Raw genomic sequence first — 21,732 nt, forward strand, 5'->3', positions numbered from 1 at the left:
GCGATCAGTTGGCGGGCTGGTCGACCGGCGGCGCGACGCTCAGCAGCACCTGGCCGATCACCGCGTCGGCGGTGACGCCGTCGAACTCGGCCTCGGGCTGCAGGATGAGGCGGTGCGAGAGCACGGGCACGGCGAGGGCCTTCACGTCGTCGGGGATCGCGAAGGTGCGGCCCTGCGACGCGGCGCGCGTGCGCACGGCGCGGGTGAGCGCGAGCGCGCCGCGGATGCTCACGCCCAGACGCACCTGCTCGGCCGTGCGGGTGGCCTCGACCACGCGGGCGATGTAGTCGAGCACGAGCGGGTCGACGTACACGGTCCGCGCGAGCGCGGCCATGCCCACCATCGCGTTCGGCGCGATGATCGGCGAGAGATCGGCGGTGGCGGTGGCCGCTCCCCCGATGATCCGCACGGTGGCCGCATGGTCGGGGTAGCCCAGCGACGTCTTCATGAGGAAGCGGTCCAGCTGCGCCTCGGGCAGGCGGTAGGTGCCCGCCTGCTCCACCGGGTTCTGCGTGGCGATCACGAGGAACGGCGATCCCACGGGACGGGTGACGCCGTCGACGGTGACCTTCGCCTCCTCCATCACCTCGAGCAGCGCCGACTGCGTCTTGGGCGAGGCGCGGTTGATCTCGTCGGCGAGCACGATGTTCGCGAACACCGGGCCGGGGTGGAACTCGAACTCGCCGGTCTTCTGGTCGTACACCGTCATGCCGGTGATGTCGCCCGGCAGCAGGTCGGGGGTGAACTGGATGCGCGTGTTCGTGCCGCTCACGGTCTGGCCCAGCGCCCGCGCGAGCGACGTCTTGCCCGTGCCGGGTACGTCCTCGAGCAGCACGTGGCCGTCGCTGAGCATGGCCGTGAGCACGAGCTCGACCACGTGGCGCTTGCCGAGCACCGAGCGCTCGACGTTGTCGGCGAGCTGCGTGAAGGTCTGCGCGAACCAGGTCGCCTGCTCCTGCGTGATCGTCATGCCTGTCCTTCGTCTCGGTGCGTGGGGGTCGTGGGTGGGCTCGGTGCGGCGGCGGGGGCGCCCAGCGTGGTGCCGCCGTCGGTCGGCGGCGCCAGGGCGGATCCCCCGTCGGCGGGCGGCTCGCTCGGGGCGGGCTCCTCCGGCATCACGCAGGTCTCGGTCGCCGGGTCCCAGGTGCCGCCCTGGTCCTCGCACTGCTCGATGCGCGGGTCGACGGGCTCGATGCACACGCCGTTGTCATAGTCCCACTCGCCGCCGCGGCCGACGCAGGCGTCGACCTCCGCGCCGGGCGAGCACTGCGCGAGCAGGCGGATCTGGCCCGTGCCCCGCAGGCCGTACGCGTCGTTGGCCGCGTCCGGGTACGAGATCGACAGCCGCGCCTCGACCGACGTGGCGCCGTCGGGCACCGTCTGGCCCGACCCCACCTGGAACGGGATGCCGTGCCACGTCGCGAAGTAGCGGACCTGATCCCAGTTCACGTTCATGGCCGCGCCGCCCTGGGGCAGCACGCCGCTGTCGCGCAGCGCCATGTCGAGCGGGAGCCCGCCGACGCAGCGGTTGATCGACACGGTCGCGCTGAGCTGATACGGCGCCGAGCCGGGAGCCGGCGTCATCGTGGCCGGCTCGCTGGTCGTGCCCCACTCGCGGTGCTGGTAGCGCACCTGGATGCCGGGGTCGCGGTTGTAGACGCTGCTCGGGTATCCGCTGACGACGACGTCGTTGTTGTTGGGCACGCGCTCGCCGCCGTCGTCCCAGCCCGTGATCGGCCAGCGGGCGGTGGCCGACGACGACCACTCGCCGTCGACCTGCGGCGTGCCGCCGACGCGGAAGGTGAAACCCTGGGGCGGGGTCGTCGGCTGCAGCGCCCGGACGCCGGTCTGGGTCACCGAGACCGTGCCGTAGGTGCGCCCCTCGAACACCGATGCGACGCACATCGTCACGTCGTACGTCTGGCCGTCGGCGAGGCCGGGGAAGTCCGCGTGGGCCGACTGCGACGTCGGACGGCACTGCTGGCCGCCGAGCGCGAAGCCGTAGTACGTGGACGCCCGCGCACCGCCCGAGCGTGCCGTGCCGTCGACGTGGATGGTCGCCTGGCCGCCGCCCTGATTGCTCGACGTCGCGTTCGTGATCCCTGCTCCGACCGGCGCCCCAATGCCGTGCGGGGCGATCGTGATCGACTCGCCCGACTCGACGCCCGCGAGGCCCGGCGGGATCGCCCAGCGCGAGATCGGCGTGATGACCACCTCGGTCGGCTGGTTGGAGCCGACCAGGTAGCCGCCGATCGTCACGGTCGAGCCGCCGACGCCGACCTCCTGCACCGCGCCCGTTGCCGAGTTGCGCAGCTGCAGCTTGGCCGTCTCGTTGGCGGCGATGCCGGTCACCGTGATGTCGGCGCGCAGTCCGGCGCCGTCGCTCGTGACGGTCGGCGTGAACGAGGCCCCGCCCGGTCGCTGCGGCGGGTCGTAGGCCCACGCGGTGGTCTGCACCGATCCGCGCGACGGGCCGGTGGAGTTGAACGCCGTCACCGTGTACACGCGCGGCTCGCCGTTGGGCGCGCTGATCACCGGGCAGGCGCCGTCGGCGCTGCAGGTGGCGACCTCGCGGCCCTCGTACGTCACGTGGAAGCCCTGCAGCGACGGGTAGGCCGAGCGCGAGGCGCCCGGGTCCACGCGCAGCATGACCTGCTCGTCGTCGTAGCCGATCTGGCTCACGCCGCCCGGCTGCGAGGGGATGCCGTGCAGGTCGAGCAGCACGGTGCCCATCGCGTCGCCGCCCGAGACGCGGCCCTGCGCGTCGCGCACCTCGAACCGCGCGCGGCACGTGGCGCCCGGCGTGTCGGCGCCCCACGACGCCCGCACGTGCGTGTCGGAGGCGGCCTGGAACGTCACGCCCGGGCACGCCTGCGAGGCCTGGACCGACACGAGCCGCAGCGGCGTGCCGGGCAGCGGGTTGGTCTCGCCCGCGATGCCCACCACGAGGATGTCGCACGAGTTGCCCTCGGTGGTGCGGCACAGCTGCGAGGCGGTGCCGCCGCGCGGCAGCTGGGCCGGGGCGTCGCCCACCGTGAACGTCAGCGAGGCCGGCTCGACGTCCTGGTGGCTCGTCGTGTAGACCGTCGCGCGCTCCTGGGTGCCCGGTCGCGCGCTGTCGGTGGCCGTGACCGTGACGGTGTCGCCGCTCGCGGAGGCCTGCACCGCCGATCCCGAGAACTCGAACGCCATCGACACCGGATCGCCCACGCGACCGCCGGGCCAGGTGACCATCTGCTGCAGGTCGAAGGTCTTCGTCTCGCCCGGCGAGACCGTGACCGACGCGGCCTGCAGGTCGGGCTGCGGCGCGACGGGGATGACGCGGATCGGCGTGGTCAGCACCGTCCACTCCTCGTCGCCCTCCAGGCGCACCTGCACGCTGCAGCCGTCGCTCCACGGCGCGCCCGCGCCGGCGGTGTACGTGGCGACCGTGCCGTCGATCGTGCAGGTCGCGGCGGGGCGCGCGCCCGAGGGTTTGGCCTCCGCGCCGACCTGCAGCACCTCGCCGCGCGGGACGACCACGCGATCGGCGAGGTCGTACTCGACGGAGGACTCCTCCTCCACCTCGATCAGCGGCGCGTCCGCCCGCTCGGTGAGCACGGGGCGATCGCCGGGCACCCGCAGGAAGCCGAAGCTCGCGACCTCCTCGCCGCTCGCGCCGACGCCGGAGACCTGGAACGGGATGATCCGCGGCTCGGCGGGCAGCTCGCCCGACAGCTCGTCGCCGCTGACCTCGACGCCCTCCTGCTGCCCCCACAGCGACAGCTGGAGATCGTCGACGTCGCCGCCGCTCCACGACACCGATCCGTCGATCACGTCGACGCCGCGCTCGAAGGTCTCGCGCGTCTCGGCCGTGAGGCGCGTGTCGGCGACGATCGGGTAGTCCGGCACCTCCTCGCGCGCCACGTACACGACGATGCGCCCGCGCGCGGAGTTGCCGCTGGAGGTCTGCACGTCGTACAGGTACGAGATCGTGCCCAGCTCCTCGCCCGGCTCGATCCGCACCTGGGCGCCCTCGACGTCGAGGCGCTCGGAGAGCTCGACGTAGCGCGGGTTCTCGCCGCCGTCCTCGAGCGTGGCGGGCACGTCCGGCACGACGTCGGTGAGCTCGAGGTCGCCGCCGAGCGGATCGATGTCGTTGGCCAGCGGCTCGACGTTGACGAACGCGTCGGCCGCGCCCTGCACCTGCACGTAGTCGGTGTAGAGCACGGGGCGCGGGTCGGCCTCGGTGGAGCTCACGCCCACGCGCACGCCGCCGATGCCGGTCTCGCCGTGCCCGTCGACCACCTGGTACGTGAACGACACCTGGCCGAACGAGCCCGGCGCGCTGGTGTAGATGATCGAGTCGCCGTCGGCCGAGATCGCCGCCGATCCCACATCGGGCTGGGTGACGATCTGGTCGAGGTCGACGGTGTCGCCGTCCGGGTCGGCGCCGAAGGTCTCCAGCGGGATCTCCACCGCCTGGCCCGCGAGCACGCGGCCCTCCAGACGCGGCGGGGTCGGCGCCCGGTTCTCGCGATCGCCGACCACCCGGATCGTCACGGCGGCCGTGTCGGCCAGCGACGGCGCGCCCGCGGCGTACGCGGCGTAGTCGACGCGGTACTCGCCCGGCTCGCTCGGCGCGAGGTAGCGCAGCACCGAGCCCGATGCGAAGGCGAGGGCGGCGTCGGTGGACGAGTCGATCGACGACGGATCGAGCATGAGCGATCGGCCCGCCGCGGCCACGTCGTTGTCGAGCACCGGGATGTCGACCTGCGAGCCGACGCGCACGGTGATCGCGTCATCGACCGCCACGGGCGACAGGTCGGAGGCGGGCGGCAGCAGGAAGACCGCGACCTCGCCGGCGACCTGTGCGCCGGTGTCGCGCGTGCCGTCGCCCACGGTGTAGCGCACGTGCCCCAGCAGGCCGGGCTCGCCGTCGGCCGTCGTGCCGGTCAGGCGCAGCGCGCTCTGGCCCACCGCGTCGACGTGCAGCGTGGAGCCCTCGGCCGGCGTGGCCTGCGGGTCGCTGAGCATGAGCACGCGGCGGGTGGGGTTGCTCACGGCCTCCATCACGTCGAGCGTGATGTCCTCGCCCTGGTGCACGAACGCCGTGATGGGCGCGCTCGTCAGCTGCGCGGGCGCGTCGGCGTCGAGCAGGGTCAGGCGGGCGGTCGCCTCGGAGGTGCTCTGGCCGTCGGAGACGGTGTAGCGCACGAGGTACACGCCGGGCTCGTCGGCGGTGAAGTCGAAGGCCGTGCCGAACGACGACGGGGCGGCGGTCGCGTCGGCGTCGTCGAGCACGCGCACCGACTCGACCGACAGGCGCCCGGCCGTGCCGGAGACGTGCGGCTCGACGTCGACCGTGATCGTGCCGACGGAGTCGAGCACCGCGAACGACTCGGCCTTCAGCTGCGGGCTCGGATCGACCGTGACCGCGAGCGACGCCGTGGACCGCGCGCCGTGGGTGTCGGCGACGGTGACCCGCAGGTCGACCGTCGTCGTGCCCGCCGATGAGTCGCTGTGCTGGTAGACCACCTCACCCTGGGGCGTGGCGGCGACCGATCCGTTGCCCGAGGGGTTCTCGACGTCGAGCAGGATCACCGGGTCGCCCTCCGGGTCGACCCAGCCGTCCAGCACCGGCACGGTGATGGTGCCGCCGGGCGCCACCTCGGGGCTCGGCCACTCGGCCAGGCAGCCGGCGACCGCGCACCACGCCGGCGGTCTGTTGCCCTCGGCCACCGTGAGCGTCACCTCCGCGGGCTCCGAGGCGCGTCCGCCCTCCTGCGTGCCGTCGACCACCTGATAGCGGAAGGTGGCCGATCCCGTCGCCCCGGGCGCGACGTCCACCGCGATCCGCCCGCCGCCGTCCGTGATCGACACGCGCCCGAACTCCTCGGGCAGGCCCGAGACCGAGCCATCCATGATCGTGAGCACGTCCTGGTTCGGATCGTGGTCGTTCAGCATGACCGGCAGGCTCACGAGCGTGCCGGCGCGCACGCCGAACGCGTCGTCCTCGGCGACCGGCGGGCGCGGATCGGTGACGACCTCGGCCTGCTCCTGGGTCTCGACGGTCTCCTCCTCGAGATCGTCCTCCGGCTCCCAGTCCTGGCTCGAGGGCACGAGCGCGCCGTCGGGCATCGTCCACACCCAGCCGGAGCGCGTCTCGTTGAGGATCATGCGCGAGCCCGACGACGTGAACACGCCGTCGCGCTCCTCGGCCAGCTCGAGCCCGCCGTAGTCGAGCGAGATCTCGGTGCCGCCGCCGGTGCCGTCGGCGCGGGCGCGCCACAGCGTGCCGCCCGCGATGTCGAGCCACGCGCCGTAGATCTCGCCGTTGAACACCACCGGCCGCACCGGCGCCCCGCCCGGCGCCTCGAACACGCGCTCGGGCTCGCCGCCCACGGGCAGCGCGATCAGCCCGGCGTCGTCGGCGACGTAGGCGACATCGCCCTCCACCTGCGCCTGGCCCACGACGACCTCGCCGTCGAGCCCCGGCCGCAGGGCGTCCGACTCGCCGCGGCGCCAGACCTCGCCCGACTCCCCGTCGACGAGCACCCAGTCGTCGCCGGCGGTCGTGAGCGACAGCGCCTCGCCGCCGAGCCCCTCGGGCGCATCGTCCTCGCCGAGCAGGCGCTCGCCCGGCACGTCGTAGCGCACGACCGACGAGGTCGACGAGCTGTAGCCGTAGAGGTGCCCCGCGGCGTCGATCGTGATCGCATCGGCGGTCCACTCGGGGCCGTCGTCGGCCTGCTGGCCCTCCGGCTCCCCGTCCCCGTCGGGGCTCTCGGTGGGCTCCGGCGTCTCGCTCTCGTCCTCGCGGAACGGATCGATCGCCACCGCGGTCGTTCCGAGGGTGCCCGCGAAGACGGCGCCGGTGTCGGTGCGGTACGCCACGAAGTCGCCGGCCGTGATCACGTCGACGGTGCCGGCCGGGGTGCGCTCGGCCGAGGCCTGCGCCTCCTCGGTGTAGTCGATCGGCATCGCCGCGTCGATCGGCAGCACGCGCGAGTCGCTCTCGGCGAAGAGGTACGCGCCGTTCTCGGACTGCGCGATGCCCGACGGGTTCAGCACGGTCCGCACCGTGTCGAGCTCGCCGAGGGCGGTGTTCACCCGCGCGTACCGCACGCGCTCGCCCGTCTGCAGCGCCCACACGGCGGGCTCCGTCTCGGGGGTGCGCTGGGCGTCGAGGCCCGGCCACACCACGGCCAGCACGGTCACGGTCGCGACGACCACGCCGCCCGCGATGCCCGCCCAGAGCCCCCGCCGCATCTCAGATCACCGTGCCGATCAGCCACGCCGCCGCGGCGCCGACGGCGATCAGCCCCGCGCCGCCCGCCACGTACCACGGCCACACCACGCGGCGCCGGCGCGGCATCGTCGTGACGGTGCCGTCCTCGTCGCGGTGCAGCGGCGCGTTGGGCTGGTACTTGCGGGTGGTCGGGTACGCCACCGACGGCCGCTGCGCCCACCGGGCCGCGGTGTCGTCGAGGTCGAGCCGCGACGAGGGCCGGTACGACTCCACGCGCACCTCGACCGGGGTCGGCACGAGTCCGGCGGCCGCCTGCACGGCGCGGATGTCCTCGGCGAACTGCAGCGCGCTCTGCTGGCGCCGCGACGGCTCGCGGTTCATGGCCCGCTGCAGCACCGCCTCGAGCGCGGGCGGCACGTCGCCGCGGCCGATCGGCGTGTAGGCGGCGCGCGCGATGCGGCGGGTGAGGTGCTCGCGCGAGTTCTCGGCGCGGTCCGATCGCTCGAACGGGCTGCGGCCGGCCAGCAGCGAGTAGATCGTGGCGGCGATGCCCCACACCTCGCTCGCGACGGTGCCGGCGCTCTGCTCGAGCACGACCTCGGGCGCCGACCACGGCACCGACAGCGCCATGCTCGCGCGCGCGGCCCCGGCGATCGATGCCGAGATGCCGAAGTCGGCGAGCACCGGGGTGCCGTAGCCGGTCACGAGGATGTTGCTGGGCTTGATGTCGCGGTGGATCACGCCCGAGCGGTGGGCGGTCTCGAGCGCGCTGGCCATCTTCACGGCCACCTCGAGCACCTCGTGCACGGGGATCCGCTCCTGGCGGTACCGCTTCGCGTAGGAGGCGGGGCAGTACTCCATCGAGATGTACGGGCGACCGTCGGGGGCGAGACCCGCGTCGTAGATCGTGACGATCGACGGATGCGTCGCCAGCCGCGCGAGCACGTCGATCTCGGCGTTGAACATGCGCACGAGCTCGGGGGTGTGCAGCGAGTCGGGGAGGACCTTCACCGCCACCTCGCGGCGCGGCATGTCCTGCCCGTAGAGGTAGACGTCGGCGAAGCCGCCCGACCCGAGGGGTCGCACGTAGTTGAGTCCCGGAAGCACAGGAGGCTGTGCGGGGAGTCGTTCAGCCAATCGCCCTCCCCCGGCCGTCTGCAGAACGCGCACGCCCGTCCCGCGAATGCCGCGGGTGGGCTCGATTATCGTAACAACGCCCGCGGCCCGGTCCGCACACGCGGCAGACCGAGGGCACGGGCACGGATCACCGGCCCGATCAGGCGAAGTCGCGCGGGTCGAAGGGCGCGTCGAGCTGGCGGGTGAGATCGGCGAGCAGGGCCTCGATCTGGGGCTCCACGAACTCGGCGACGGCGGCCTGGATGCGCAGGCGGTGCTGCAGCAGCAGCCCGCAGATCTCGCGGCCGACGAGGTTGGCGTACTCGTCGGCGAGGCCCACCTCCTGCCGCAGCGCGGCCTTGGCCTCCTCGCTCAGCGGCGGCAGGCTCGGCACCTCCTGCTCGGCCTCGCTCGCGAGCCCCTCGATCGTGAAGAGGAACGGCGCGCCCGGCACGGGGTCGGGGTCGAGCGGCAGCCCCTCGAACTCCGGGTCGAGTCCCTCGGCCGGGCGGTAGCTGCGGGAGCGGTTGCGGGCCGCCTGCTGATCGAGCTCGCGCTGCAGCATCGGCAGGTTCTTGGCCGTGTACTCGGCGACGGCGCGATCGACGATCGTCTTGATCCGCGTGCTCAGGCCGTGCTGCACGCCGTGCGGCACGTCTCCGCCGAGCCCCGCCGCCGACAGCACCGGCGAGCCCAGGCACCGCCGGCAGGGCGCCGCGCGGCCGCGGTGGGTGGCCGGCTCCCAGCGCGGCAGCCACCGCAACCAGGCGTCCACCGCCTGGTTGACCTGTGCATCGAGCGAGCGCTCCACGGTCTCAGGGTAGGTGCTCCGCCCCGCGAGACCGCATGTTTGCGCCGAAACCGGGTGCGCGCGCCGCTGTTTCGGCGCGCAGGTGCCGTCTCGGCGCGAACATGCGGTCTCGGGGAGCGCCGGTCACTCGTCGTCGGGGTGGGTCTCCCACGGCCACTTCGGCGGGCGGGCGGCCGTGCGGCGCACGGCGATCGCGCCCCACGCGGCGATCACCGCGGCCAGCAGGAACGCCGGCGCGGTCCACCCGGTGATCGCGCCGGCGACCGCCGCCGTGGCGCGCGCCAGCCCGGATCCGAACACCACGGCGAGCAGCCACAGCGACGCGAGGTGCGCCAGCGCGGTCGCGAGCGCCACCGGGATCACGCCCGTGAACGCCGGTCGCGCCACCCGCAGGACCGGCCACAGCATCGCCGCGAACACGAGCACCGACGCGAGCACCGCCAGCGCGCCGGGCACCGGGCCGAGGCCGGGCACGGCGATCACGTCGGTGTCGGTGATCAGGCTCGCGAAGCCGGTGATGCAGATCGCGAGCGCCCCGTAGGCCACCGCGGCGAACGCGAGCAGGATCCCCGGCGGCAGGCGCTGATCGTCGGTCATGAGACAAGTCTCCGCCCCGTCGCCGGCGGCGGCCAGGACGGGGCGGAGACTCGCGAGGGGTGTGCGTCGCTCAGGCGGCGGGGCCGGCCTCGAGCGTCTTGTCGTACTCGGCCTGGGCCTCGGCGTTGAGCGCGTTCATGCGGGCGCCGCGCTTGGCGGCCCAGCCGCCGAACCAGATGGTGACCTCGCGGCCGATGATGAAGGCGGCGATCGAGAACGGCGTGAGCAGGTTCTCCTCGATCAGCGCGATGCCCTCGCTCTGCGTGAGCCACCAGAACGGACCGGCCAGCACCGGCGCGAACACGTGGCCGGCGTAGGCGACCAGGCCCACGAAGAAGCCCAGCAGCACCCAGGCGACCCAGCGGCCGTTGTTGATGAGCGCGCCGATCAGCCAGAACGCGAGGAAGAACGCGACGACGGGGATCCAGAACGTCCACGAGGTGGCGATCTCGATCGAGGCGTCGGCGATGTTGTCGAACGACACGTCGCCCTCGAGCGCCCCGAAGCCGATCCGCACCGCGAAGGTGAGCAGCGCGAACACGATCGCCGCGACGAGGCCGATCAGGCCCACGGCGCCGCGGTTGCCCCGCTTGGTCGGGGGCTCGGGCGCCTCGACGAACACGGGCTGCGGTGCCGGCGCGGGCGCGGCGGCGGGGGCAACGACGGGCTCGCTGGCCGTCACCGCCGGCGCGGCCTCGGGCTCGGTCGCGCGGAAGGTCTGGGTCTCGTCGGCGCGCTCGAACCACGGGCTCGATCCGGCCGCGGCGGCACCCGCGGCGGCGGCCGTTCCGGTCGCGGCGCCGGAGGGCTCGGCGGGGGCCGCGGGCTCCGCGCCGCCCACGGCGCCGTGGCGGGCCTCGAGCTCGTCGAGCTCGGCCGCGAGGGCGGCGTAGTCGGGCTCGGGCTTCGCGGCGGGCGCGTCGGCGGGCTCGGCCGGGGTGGGCTCCGCCGGGGCGGGCTCGGCCGGGGCCGGCTCGCTCGCGGCAGGCTCGGCGGCGGGCGCGGCGGGAACCGCCGACGGGTCGGCGGCCTGGGTCTCGCTCGAGGCGGCGCGCGCGTCGGCGGCCGGCTCGGCAACGGGCTCGTCGCCGATCGGGGCGGCGGTCTGCGCGGGCGCGGTCACGTCCGACACCGAGGCGTCGGGGTCCTCGCCGAGCGCATCGGCGAGGGCCGAGGGGCGACCCTCGGGCGAGGCCTCCGCGTCGCGCGGGGCGGGCGTCTCGGCCGCGTTCGCCTCATCGGGCGCGGTCGGGACGGTCTTGTCGTCCTGGTCGCTCATCCGTTGCACTCCTCACGGCGGGGCGGATCCCCTCTGCGCGAGGGTACCGCGGCTGCCCGCCGCTGCCCGGGAGCCTCGCCGCGACCCGCGCACGACACGCCGGCAGGGCGCACATCCGCGTCAGTCGAGGAACAGCGCCCGCAGCCGCCGGGTCGTGAACACCAGGCCGATGCCGATCATGACGACGTAGTACAGCACGTGCCAGAGCATGCCGACGCTCAGCGCGCCCGTGGTCAGGCCGCGCACCAGCTCGACGCCGTGCCACAGCGGGAATGCCATGATCACGCTCTGGATCCACGCCGGGTAGATGTCGATCGGGTAGAGCGTGGCCGAGAAGAGGAACATCGGCAGCAGCACGAAGTTGATCCAGTCCATGTGCTGGAACGTCTTCATGTAGCTCGTGATCGCCATGCCGAGGCTCGCGAAGCCGAATGCGACCAGCAGCACGGCCGGCAACGCCAGGATCGCCGTCGGCGCCAGGTTCAGCCCGAGCAGCTGCATGATCAGCATGAAGCCGGTGGCGTAGAGCAGGCCCCGCAGCAGCGCGTAGAGGATCTCGCCGAGGGCCACGTCGAGCGGACCGAGCGAGGTGGCGAGCATGCCCTCGTAGAGCTTGCCGTAGTTGAGCTTGAAGAAGACGTTCCACGTGGAGTCGTAGATCGCGCCGTTCATGGCCGAGACGGTCAGCAGCGCGGGCGCGATGAACGCCGCGTACGGCACCTCGCCGCCCTGCGAGGTCTGCACCTCGCCGATCAGCGAGCCCAGGCCGATCCCCATGGAGGCGAGATAGAACACCGGCTCGAAGAAGCCCGACAGCACGATCGCCCAGCTCGACGAGCGCGCCGCGATGAGCCCCCGCTGCACGACGGCGAACGGGTTGCCCGCCCACAGCGCGCGCACGCCGCCGGTGCGGGGCGGGGCGGTCTGCACGGCGGTCACGAGGCCAGCCTCTTCGTGAAGACGCGGCCCGCCAGCCACAGGCCGCCGATCGTGAGCAGCCCGAGGTAGCCGAGGTGGATCGCAACCATCCCGGCCTCGGCCGGCTTGCCGTAGGCCACCATGCGCCCGAGCTCCGAGGCGTGCCACAGCGGCGAGACCCACCCGATCCACTGCAGCCACAGCGGCAGCGTCGCGAGCGGATAGAACGTGCCCGAGAAGAGGAACATCGGCATGAAGATGAAGCGCTGGATCAGCTGCAGCTGCCCGCGGTCGTCCTCGATCGATCCGGCGTAGGCCAGCAGCACGCTGCCGTACGCGAGCCCGCCGAACAGGCCGATCGGCGCCATCAGCCAGGCCGTCGCCACCTGCGTGGCCCCGGGGTGCAGCGACGCGAAGAAGGCCAGCACGAACGCCATGTACAGCACGAGCGTGAGGATCATGCGCGCGCCGGCGCCCACCACGACGCCCACCGCGATCTGCCGCGACGACAGCGGCGAGGCGTTGAAGCCGTAGAAGTACCGGCGCCACTTGAAGCCCGCGAGCACCGGGTAGGTGAACTCCTCGGAGGCCACGTTGATCGCGGCCGTCATGAGCAGCGCCGGCGCCACGTAGAGCAGGTACGGCACGTCGCGCCCGCCGTCGGAGATCGGCACCTGGATGAGCGCCGCGAGCCCGACGGCGAGGCCCAGCAGGTACAGGATCGGCTGCCCGAACGATCCGACGACGATCGTCCAGCCGTACGCCCGCATCGCGCGGAGCATGTGCTCGGCCACGTACCAGGTGCCGCGGGCGCGCGGCTTCCGGCCCCATGCGAGGGCCTCCTCGCGGAGCTCGTCGAGCCCCGGGTGCGCGATCGTGCCGCTCATTCGATCAGCGACCTTCCCGTCAGGCGCAGGAAGACGTCCTCGAGGCTCGAGCGGCGCACGAGGCTCGTGATCGGCTCGAGCCCGCGGGCCGTGACCTGCTCGAGCGCCGCCTCGCCGTCGCCGGCGTAGATGAGCACGCGGTCGGGCAGCACCTCGACGCGGTCGCCGATGCCCTCCAGCCGCGGCGCGACCTGCTGGTTCTGGTCGGAGCCGAACCGCACCTCGAGCACCTCGCGGCTGGAGTGCTCGCGGATGAGCGAGGCGGGCGTGCCCTCCGCCATGATCCGGCCCTTGTCGACGACGATCAGCCGATCGCACAGCTGCTCGGCCTCGTCCATGTAGTGCGTGGTGAGCACGAGCGTGGTGCCGCGCTCCTTCAGCCGGAACAGGCGATCCCACAGCACGTGCCGCGCCTGCGGGTCGAGCCCGGTCGTCGGCTCGTCGAGGAGCAGGATGCGCGGGTCGTTGATGAGCCCGCGCGCGATCGTGAGCCGGCGCTTCATGCCGCCGGAGAGCTGATCGACCTTGGAGCGCGCCTTGTCCTCGAGCTGCGCGAACGCGAGCAGCTCGTCGGCCTTGCGCGCGCACTCCCGGCCGGGCAGGCCGAAGTAGCGGCCGTAGATGTAGAGGTTCTCGCGGGCGTTGAGCTCGCCGTCGAGGTTGTCCTGCTGCGGCACCACGCCCAGCCGCGAGCGGATCTCGGGGCCGTGGCGGTCGGGGTCGAGACCCAGGATCGACAGCTCGCCGCCCGAGCGCGACGACACCGCGCCGATCATCTTCATCGTCGTGGACTTGCCCGCGCCATTGGGCCCGAGGAGGCCGAACGACTCGCCCGGCGCCACCTCGAACGACAGCCCGTCGACGGCGACGAAGTCGGGCTTGCCCTTGACGCGGTAGGTCTTGCGCAGGCCATCGGCGGCGATCACGGCGGAGGTCACCTGGCTCACTGTAGCGGCGGGGTCCGACACGCGCGGGTCGCGGCCTCGCGCTCTCGACTCGCTGCGCTCGCTCGAGCCGTCTCCGCTCGCTTCGCTCGGTCGACGAGCCGGGGTGGGGACAGCTCGTGGTCCGGGGCCACCCGCACACGCGAAAGCGGCCCCCGGCCGAAGCCGGGAGCCGCTTTCAGGCGTTCACCGATGGATCAGTTGTGTTCGCGACTCCGTCGCTCAACAACTTCAATCGGCTCGGCCGAGCGAGCAAGCTCGCTCGGCTCTCGCCTCAATCAGTTGTACGAACCCGGGGTGAAGTCGTCCGACGAGAACGCGTCGAAGTCGACGAAGCCGTAGTCGCCCTCGGCGAAGGCGCCGTCCGAGGCGAAGATGCGGTTGGGGTACCGCTCGCTCTTCGCCTCCTCCGTCGCCTCGACCACGACGTTGCGGTACTTCGCAAGGCCGGTGCCGGCGGGGATCAGCTTTCCGATGATCACGTTCTCCTTGAGGCCGACGAGCGGGTCGCGCTTGCCCTGGAGCGCGGCCTCGGTGAGGACGCGGGTGGTCTCCTGGAACGACGCGGCCGACAGCCACGACTCCGTCGCGAGCGACGCCTTCGTGATACCCATCAGCTCCGGACGACCCGACGCGGGGCGCTTGCCCTCGGCCACGGCCGCACGGTTGATCTCCTGGTAGCGCTTGATGTCCACCAGCTCACCGGGCAGCAGGTCGGTCTCGCCGTGGTCGACGACGGTGACCTTGCGCAGCATCTGGCGCACGATGACCTCGATGTGCTTGTCGTGGATCGGCACACCCTGCGAGCGGTACACGCCCTGCACGCCGCCGACGAGGTACTTCTGCACCTCGCGGGCACCCTGCACGCGCATGATCTCCTTCGGGTCGAGCGTGCCGACCTGGAGCGGCTGACCGACCGTGACGTGCTGGCCGTCCTCGACGAGGAGCGTCGCACGCTTCAGGACCGGGTAGACCTTCACCTCGTCGCCGTTGTCGGGCGTGAGGATGACCTTCTTCTGCTTGTCGGTCTCCTCGATGGTGATGCGGCCGTCGGCCTCGGCGATCGGGGTCGCGCCCTTGGGGGTGCGGGCCTCGAACAGCTCCTGCACGCGGGGCAGACCCTGCGTGATGTCGTCGGCCGAGGCCGAACCACCGGTGTGGAAGGTACGCATCGTCAGCTGCGTGCCGGGCTCACCGATCGACTGGGCGGCGATGATGCCCACGGCCTCGCCGATGTCGACGATCTTGCCGGTGGCCAGCGAGCGGCCGTAGCACTGCGCGCAGACGCCGACGGCCGAGTCGCAGGTGAGCACCGAGCGCACCTTGATGGACTCCACGCCCGCCTCGACGAGCTTGTCGATGAGCACGTCGCCCACGTCCGAGCCCGCCTCGGCCAGAACCGTGCCGTCCTCCGCCACGACCGGGGTCGCGAGCGTGCGGGCGAACACCGCGTTCTCGACGTTGGCGTCCTTGACCAGGGTGCCGTTCGCGTCGAACGCCGCGATCGGGTACTCGAGGCCCTTCGTGGTGCCGCAGTCCTCCTCGCGGATGATGACGTCCTGCGACACATCCACGAGACGACGGGTCAGGTAACCCGAGTCGGCCGTACGCAGAGCGGTGTCGGCCAGACCCTTGCGGGCACCGTGCGTGGCGATGAAGTACTCCGCCGCCGACAGACCCTCGCGGTACGACGAGATGATCGGGCGAGGGATGATCTCACCCTTCGGGTTGTTCACCAGGCCTCGCATACCCGCGATGTTGCGGATCTGCAGCCAGTTACCACGCGCACCCGAGGTCACCATGCGGTTGATGGTGTTGTCCGCCGGGAAGTTGTCGCGCATCGCCTTCTGGACCTCGTCCGTGGCCTCGGTCCAGACCTGGATGAGCTCCTGGCGACGCTCGGCGTCGGTGATGAGACCCTTCGCGTACTGGCTGTTGACCTTCTCGGCGAGCTTCTCGTGCTTGGCGACGATCTCGCGCTTGTTCGGCGGGGTGAGCACGTCGCTGAGCGCCACGGTGACACCCGAGCGGGTGGCCCAGTAGAAGCCGGCGTCCTTGATCTTGTCGAGCGTCTCCGCCGTGACGACCTTCGGGTACTCCTCGGCCAGCTTGTTCACGATCTGCGAGAGCTTGCCCTTGTCGGCCTGCTCGCGCACGAAGGGGTAGCCCTTCGGCAGCTGGTCGTTGAAGATCGCCTGGCCGAGCGAGGTGTCGACGAGGCCGTGGGTCTCGTAGCCCTCGGGCGCCTGGCCCTCGAGGAACGTCAGACCCGGGATGCGGATGCGCACCTTGGCCTGCAGGTCGAGGGTGCCCTCGTCCTTGGCCAGCTGCGCCTCGGCGACCGAGCCGAACACGCGGCCCTCACCCTTCGCGCCCTCCTTGAGGGTGGTCAGGTGGTGCAGACCGATGATCATGTCCTGCGAGGGCAGGGTCACCGGGCGGCCGTCCGACGGCTTGAGGATGTTGTTCGAGGCGAGCATGAGGATGCGCGCCTCGGCCTGGGCCTCGACCGACAGGGGCAGGTGCACGGCCATCTGGTCACCGTCGAAGTCGGCGTTGAACGCCGCGCAGACGAGCGGGTGCAGCTGGATCGCCTTGCCCTCCACGAGCTGCGGCTCGAACGCCTGGATGCCCAGGCGGTGCAGCGTGGGGGCGCGGTTGAGCAGCACGGGGCGCTCGCGGATGATCTCCTCGAGCACGTCCCACACCTCGGGACGCGTGCGCTCGACGGCGCGCTTGGCGGCCTTGATGTTCTGCGAGTGACCGAGGTCGATCAGGCGCTTGATGACGAACGGCTTGAACAGCTCGAGCGCCATCTGCTTGGGCAGACCGCACTGGTGCAGCTTGAGCTGCGGGCCGACCACGATGACCGAACGGCCCGAGTAGTCCACGCGCTTGCCGAGCAGGTTCTGGCGGAAGCGACCCTGCTTGCCCTTGAGCATGTCGCTCAGGGACTTCAGGGCGCGGTTGCCGGTGCCCGTGACGGGACGACCGCGGCGGCCGTTGTCGAACAGCGCGTCGACGGCCTCCTGCAGCATGCGCTTCTCGTTGTTCACGATGATCTCGGGGGCACCGAGGTCGATGAGGCGACGCAGGCGGTTGTTGCGGTTGATGACGCGGCGGTACAGGTCGTTCAGGTCGGAGGTCGCGAAGCGGCCACCGTCGAGCTGGACCATCGGGCGCAGCTCCGGCGGGATCACCGGGACGACGTCGAGGACCATGGCGGCCGGCGACATGCCGGTCGTCAGGAACGACTGCACGACCTTGAGGCGCTTGATCGCGCGGATCTTGCGCTGGCCCTTGCCCTCGGCGATCTGCGTGCGCAGCGACTCGGCCTCGGCGGCCAGGTCGAACTCGGCGAGGCGGCGCTGGATCGACTCCGCACCCATGAGGGCCTCGAAGTACTGACCGAAGCGGTCCTGCAGCTCCTGGAAGACGTCGTCCTCCGCCTTGAGCTGGCCGACCTCGAGGTTGCGGAACTCCTCCCACACGCGCTCGAGACGGGCGATCGACTCGTCCGCGCGCTTGCGGATCGTCGTCATCTCCTTCTCGGCGGCGTCCTTGACCTTCTTCTTCTGGTCGGCCTTGGCGCCCTCGGCCTCGAGGGCCGCGAGCTCGTCTTCCAGCTTCTGAAGGCGCTCGGCGATCTTGGCGTCACGGCGGTCGCCGAGCGTCTTGATCTCGAGGCGGAGGTTGTTCTCGTGGCTGGGCATGTCGCGGTGACGCGCCTCGGCGTCGACCGAGATCACCATGTAGGCGGCGAAGTAGATGACCTTCTCGAGGTCCTTCGGCGCCATGTCGAGCAGGTAACCCAGGCGCGAGGGCACGCCCTTGAAGTACCAGATGTGCGTGACGGGCGCGGCGAGCTCGATGTGGCCCATGCGCTCGCGACGGACGGAGCTCTTGGTCACCTCCACACCGCAGCGCTCGCAGACGATGCCCTTGAAGCGCACGCGCTTGTACTTGCCGCACGCGCACTCCCAGTCGCGCGAGGGGCCGAAGATCTGCTCACCGAACAGACCGTCCTTCTCGGGCTTCAGGGTGCGGTAGTTGATCGTCTCGGGCTTCTTGACCTCACCGAAGGACCAGCGACGGATGTCGTCGGCGGTCGCCAGGCCGATGCGAAGCTCATCGAAAGTAGTTGCGTCGAGCAATTGATGTCTCCTGTAGGGAAATCTTTGAATCGGCTGGCTGGATCAGATCTCGTCGATCGAGGCGGACTCGAATCGGCTGGAGATGTTGATGCCGAGCTCTTCGGCGGCGCGGAACGCCTCGTCGTCGGTGTCGCGGAGGTTGATCGTCGTGCCGTCGGCCGAGAGGACCTCGACGTTCAGGCAGAGCGACTGCATCTCCTTCATGAGCACCTTGAACGACTCGGGGATGCCCGGCTCGGGGATGTTCTCGCCCTTGACGATCGCCTCGTACACCTTCACGCGGCCGAGGATGTCGTCCGACTTGACGGTGAGGAGCTCCTGCAGCGCGTACGCGGCACCGTAGGCCTCGAGGGCCCACACCTCCATCTCACCGAAGCGCTGACCACCGAACTGCGCCTTACCACCGAGCGGCTGCTGGGTGATCATCGAGTACGGACCGGTCGAACGCGCGTGGATCTTGTCGTCGACCAGGTGGTGCAGCTTGAGGATGTACATGTAGCCGACCGAGATCGGGGCCGGGTACGGGTCGCCGGTGCGGCCGTCGAACAGCTGCGCCTTGCCCGAGCGGTCGATCAGGCGCTCGCCGTCGCGCGTGGGGAGCGTCGAGTCGAGCAGACCCTGGATCTCCTCCTCGGTCGCGCCGTCGAACACCGGGGTGGCCAGCTTCGTGCCGGGGGCGACCTCGCGGGCGTCCTCGGGGATGTGCACGGCCCACTCCGGGTTGCCCTCGATCTTCCAGCCCTGCTTGGCGATCCAGCCCAGGTGGGTCTCGAGCACCTGACCGAAGTTCATGCGGCCCGGGATACCCATCGGGTTGAGGATGACGTCGAGCGGCGTGCCGTCGGCGAGGAAGGGCATGTCCTCCACGGGGAGGATCTTGGCGATGACGCCCTTGTTGCCGTGGCGGCCGGCGAGCTTGTCGCCCTCGGTGATCTTGCGCTTCTGGGCGATGTAGACCACGACGCGGCGGTTGACGCCCGAGCCCAGCTCGTCGTCGCCCTCCTCGGCGTTGAACTCCTTGACCGCGATGACGGTTCCCTGCTCACCGTGGGGCACCTTCAGCGACGTGTCGCGGACCTCGCGGCTCTTCTCGTTGAAGATCGCGCGGAGCAGGCGCTCCTCGGCGCTGAGCTCGGTCTCGCCCTTCGGCGTGACCTTGCCGACGAGGATGTCGCCGGGGCGGACCTCGGCGCCGATGCGGATGATGCCGCGCTCGTCCAGGTCCTTCAGCAGCTCCGGGCTGACGTTGGGGAGGTCACGGGTGATCTCCTCCTTGCCGAGCTTGGTGTCGCGGGCGTCGACCTCGTACTCCTCGATGTGGATCGAGGTGAGGGTGTCGTCCTTGACCAGGTTCTGGCTCAGGATGATCGCGTCCTCGAAGTTGTGACCCTCCCACGACATGAAGCCGACGAGGAGGTTCTTTCCGAGGGCGAGCTCGCCGGTCTCGGTCGAGGGACCGTCGGCGATGACCTGACCGGCCTCGACGCGCTCACCCGCCGAGACGATCACGCGCTGGTTGTAGCTGTTGCCCTGGTTGGAGCGGTCGAACTTGCGCAGGAAGTAGTCCTGCGTGCCGCCCTCGTCGAGCTGGACCGAGATGTAGTCGGCCGAGACCTCGAGGACCACGCCCGGCTTCTCCGCGATGATCGAGTCACCGGCGTCGACGGCCGCGTACGACTCCATGCCCGTGCCCACGACCGGGGCCTCCGACTCGATGAGCGGAACGGCCTGGCGCTGCATGTTCGCACCCATGAGGGCGCGGTTGGCGTCGTCGTGCTCGAGGAACGGGATGAGCGACGTCCCGACCGACACCATCTGGCGCGGCGAGACGTCCATGTAGCCGATCTCCTCGACGTCGACGAGGTCCACCTCACCGCCGCGCTGGCGGGCCAGCACGCGCTTCTCGGCGAACGAGCCGTCGGCCTTGAGGGCCGCACCCGCGTTCGCGATGATGAAGTTCTCCTCCTCGGCAGCCGTGAGGTAGTCGATCTGGTCGCTGACCTTGCCGTCGACGACGCGACGGTACGGGGTCTCGATGAAGCCGAACGAGTTGATCCGGCCGAAGGTCGCGAGGCGGCCGATCAGACCGATGTTCGGGCCTTCCGGCGTCTCGATCGGGCACATGCGGCCGTAGTGCGACGGGTGGACGTCGCGGACCTCGACGCCCGCGCGCTCACGCGACAGACCGCCGGGGCCGAGGGCCGACAGCGTGCGCTTGTGCGTGATCGACGACAGCGGGTTGTTCTGGTCGAGGAACTGCGACAGCTGCGACGTGCCGAAGAACTCCTTGATCGCGGCGACGACGGGGCGCACGTTGATCAGGGTCTGCGGCGTGATCGCCTCGATGTCCTGCGTGGTCATGCGCTCGCGGACGACGCGCTCCATGCGCGACAGACCCGTGCGGACCTGGTTCTGGATCAGCTCGCCGACGGCGCGGATGCGACGGTTGCCGAAGTTGTCGATGTCGTCGACGTCGAGACGGATCTCGACCTTCTGGCCCTTGCGGACGCCCTCGAACGAGGTGTCGCCGCGGTGCAGGCGCACGAGGTACTTGATCGTCGCGACGACGTCGTCGACGGTCAGCACCGAGTCGCTCAGAGGGCGGTCGAGACCGAGCTTCTGGTTGATCTTGTAGCGACCCACCTTGGCCAGGTCGTAGCGCTTGGCGTTGAAGTAGAAGTTGTCGAGCAGCGAGCGCGCGGCCTCGGCGGCCACCTGCTCGCCCGGACGCAGCTTGCGGTAGATGTCGCGCAGCGCCTCTTCCTGCGTGAGGATCGTGTCCTTGGCGAGGGTCTCCTCGATCGAGGCGATGCCGGCGAACTCGCGCTGGATGTCCTCGGTGGTCAGGCCGAGGGCCTTGAGGAAGACGGTGACCGACTGCTTGCGCTTGCGGTCGATGCGCACGCCGACCTGGTCGCGCTTGTCGATCTCGAACTCGAGCCACGCACCGCGGCTCGGGATGATGCGCGCCGAGACGATCTCCTTGTCGGAGGTCTTGTCGGGCGTCTTGTCGAAGTACACACCGGGCGAACGGACCAGCTGCGACACGACGACGCGCTCGGTGCCGTTGATGATGAACGTGCCCTTGTCGGTCTGGAGCGGGAAGTCGCCCATGAAGACCGTCTGGGTCTTGATCTCACCGGTCTGGTGGTTCATGAACTCGGCCTCGACGTAGAGCGGGGCCGCGTAGGTCTTGCCGCGCTCCTTGCACTCCTCGATGGAGTACTTCTCGGGCTCGAGGTACGGGTTGGTGAACGACAGCTGCATCGTCTCCGAGAGGTCCTCGATCGGCGAGATCTCCTCGAAGATCTCCTCGAGTCCGCTCTGCTCCGGGACGTCGGTGCGGCCCTCGGCGAGCGCCGCCTCGAGGCGCGAGCGCCAGGCGTCGTTTCCGACGAGCCAGTCGAACGACTCGGTCTGCAGGGCGAGCAGGTCCGGGACGGTCAGCGTGTCGTGGATCTTGGCGAACGAGAGACGCGATGCGACGCGTCCGTTCTTTACAGTGGTGGGAGATGCGGACTTGCGCGCAGCAGCCAAGGGGATGACCTCCATGAGCCCGGTGAGGGGCTACTAGATTCCTTGTCGACAGGTGAGGTGCGTCTCCGGATCCACCGCCTCAATCGACCCGCCATCATCTGCGGGGATCAAAGCGCCAGCCGACCACCATTTGAGGGCATGGGGGAATCCAGGGAGCGCAACTTCCCACTGTAGACCCTCCGACGCGCCATGTCCAGCCGAATGCTTGACGATCGCGTTTCGCGGCGGTATAACCGCGCGCTGGGTGCTGCCGTGGTG

General features: G+C 71.0%; 11 protein-coding genes. All 11 read right to left on the bottom strand.

Annotated features, from left to right (window positions below; genetic code table 11):
- Positions 1 to 4: 4 nt before the first annotated feature.
- Entirely contained in the window at positions 5 to 970 is a 966-nt protein-coding gene (locus tag E3O41_RS11735) for an AAA family ATPase (protein WP_067024863.1), read from the bottom strand.
- A complete protein-coding gene (locus E3O41_RS11740) occupies positions 967 to 7,251 on the bottom strand; it encodes an Ig-like domain-containing protein (protein WP_135012436.1) in 6,285 nt (2,094 codons plus the stop codon). Before E3O41_RS11740 ends, E3O41_RS11735 begins: the two co-directional genes overlap by 4 nt.
- A 1-nt stretch (position 7,252) precedes the next feature.
- A complete protein-coding gene (locus E3O41_RS11745; protein WP_240482306.1) occupies positions 7,253 to 8,338 on the bottom strand; it encodes a serine/threonine-protein kinase in 1,086 nt (361 codons plus the stop codon).
- Between the two features lie 169 nt (positions 8,339 to 8,507).
- On the bottom strand, positions 8,508 to 9,158 hold the full coding sequence (locus E3O41_RS11750; protein WP_135012437.1) for a spermidine/putrescine ABC transporter substrate-binding protein: 651 nt from the start codon (positions 9,156 to 9,158) through the stop codon (positions 8,508 to 8,510).
- Positions 9,159 to 9,281: 123 nt separating this feature from the next.
- Complete coding sequence (locus E3O41_RS11755) at positions 9,282 to 9,755, bottom strand: hypothetical protein (protein ID WP_067024869.1); 474 nt, start codon at positions 9,753 to 9,755, stop codon at positions 9,282 to 9,284.
- 70 nt (positions 9,756 to 9,825) lie between these two features.
- Positions 9,826 to 11,034, bottom strand: a complete 1,209-nt coding sequence (locus E3O41_RS11760; protein ID WP_067024872.1) for a hypothetical protein — start codon at positions 11,032 to 11,034, stop codon at positions 9,826 to 9,828.
- A 120-nt stretch (positions 11,035 to 11,154) separates the two neighbouring features.
- Entirely contained in the window at positions 11,155 to 11,973 is an 819-nt protein-coding gene (locus tag E3O41_RS11765; protein ID WP_067024875.1) for an ABC transporter permease, read from the bottom strand.
- Positions 11,970 to 12,839, bottom strand: coding sequence for an ABC transporter permease (locus tag E3O41_RS11770; protein ID WP_067024878.1), 870 nt, complete (start codon positions 12,837 to 12,839; stop codon positions 11,970 to 11,972). Before E3O41_RS11770 ends, E3O41_RS11765 begins: the two co-directional genes overlap by 4 nt.
- A complete protein-coding gene (locus E3O41_RS11775; RefSeq protein WP_067024881.1) occupies positions 12,836 to 13,777 on the bottom strand; it encodes an ABC transporter ATP-binding protein in 942 nt (313 codons plus the stop codon). Before E3O41_RS11775 ends, E3O41_RS11770 begins: the two co-directional genes overlap by 4 nt.
- Before the next feature lie 284 nt (positions 13,778 to 14,061).
- Positions 14,062 to 17,937: a DNA-directed RNA polymerase subunit beta' gene (gene rpoC, locus E3O41_RS11780; RefSeq protein ID WP_067024883.1), complete on the bottom strand. Its 3,876-nt coding sequence runs from the start codon at positions 17,935 to 17,937 to the stop codon at positions 14,062 to 14,064.
- A 42-nt stretch (positions 17,938 to 17,979) separates the two neighbouring features.
- The gene (rpoB, locus tag E3O41_RS11785) at positions 17,980 to 21,474 is read right to left on the bottom strand and encodes a DNA-directed RNA polymerase subunit beta (protein WP_067025334.1); all 3,495 of its coding nucleotides are present in this window, start codon (positions 21,472 to 21,474) and stop codon (positions 17,980 to 17,982) included.
- Positions 21,475 to 21,732 lie beyond the last annotated feature (258 nt).

Source organism: Microbacterium sediminis (assembly GCF_004564075.1).
GTDB classification, from domain to species: Bacteria; Actinomycetota; Actinomycetes; order Actinomycetales; family Microbacteriaceae; genus Microbacterium; species Microbacterium sediminis.

Coding starts and splice junctions, on each gene's coding strand:
- E3O41_RS11735 (WP_067024863.1), bottom strand. CDS start 970: ATGACGATCACGCAGGAGCAGGCGACCTGGTTCGCGCAGACCTTCACG.
- E3O41_RS11740 (WP_135012436.1), bottom strand. CDS start 7,251: ATGCGGCGGGGGCTCTGGGCGGGCATCGCGGGCGGCGTGGTCGTCGCG.
- E3O41_RS11755 (WP_067024869.1), bottom strand. CDS start 9,755: ATGACCGACGATCAGCGCCTGCCGCCGGGGATCCTGCTCGCGTTCGCC.
- E3O41_RS11760 (WP_067024872.1), bottom strand. CDS start 11,034: ATGAGCGACCAGGACGACAAGACCGTCCCGACCGCGCCCGATGAGGCG.
- E3O41_RS11770 (WP_067024878.1), bottom strand. CDS start 12,839: ATGAGCGGCACGATCGCGCACCCGGGGCTCGACGAGCTCCGCGAGGAG.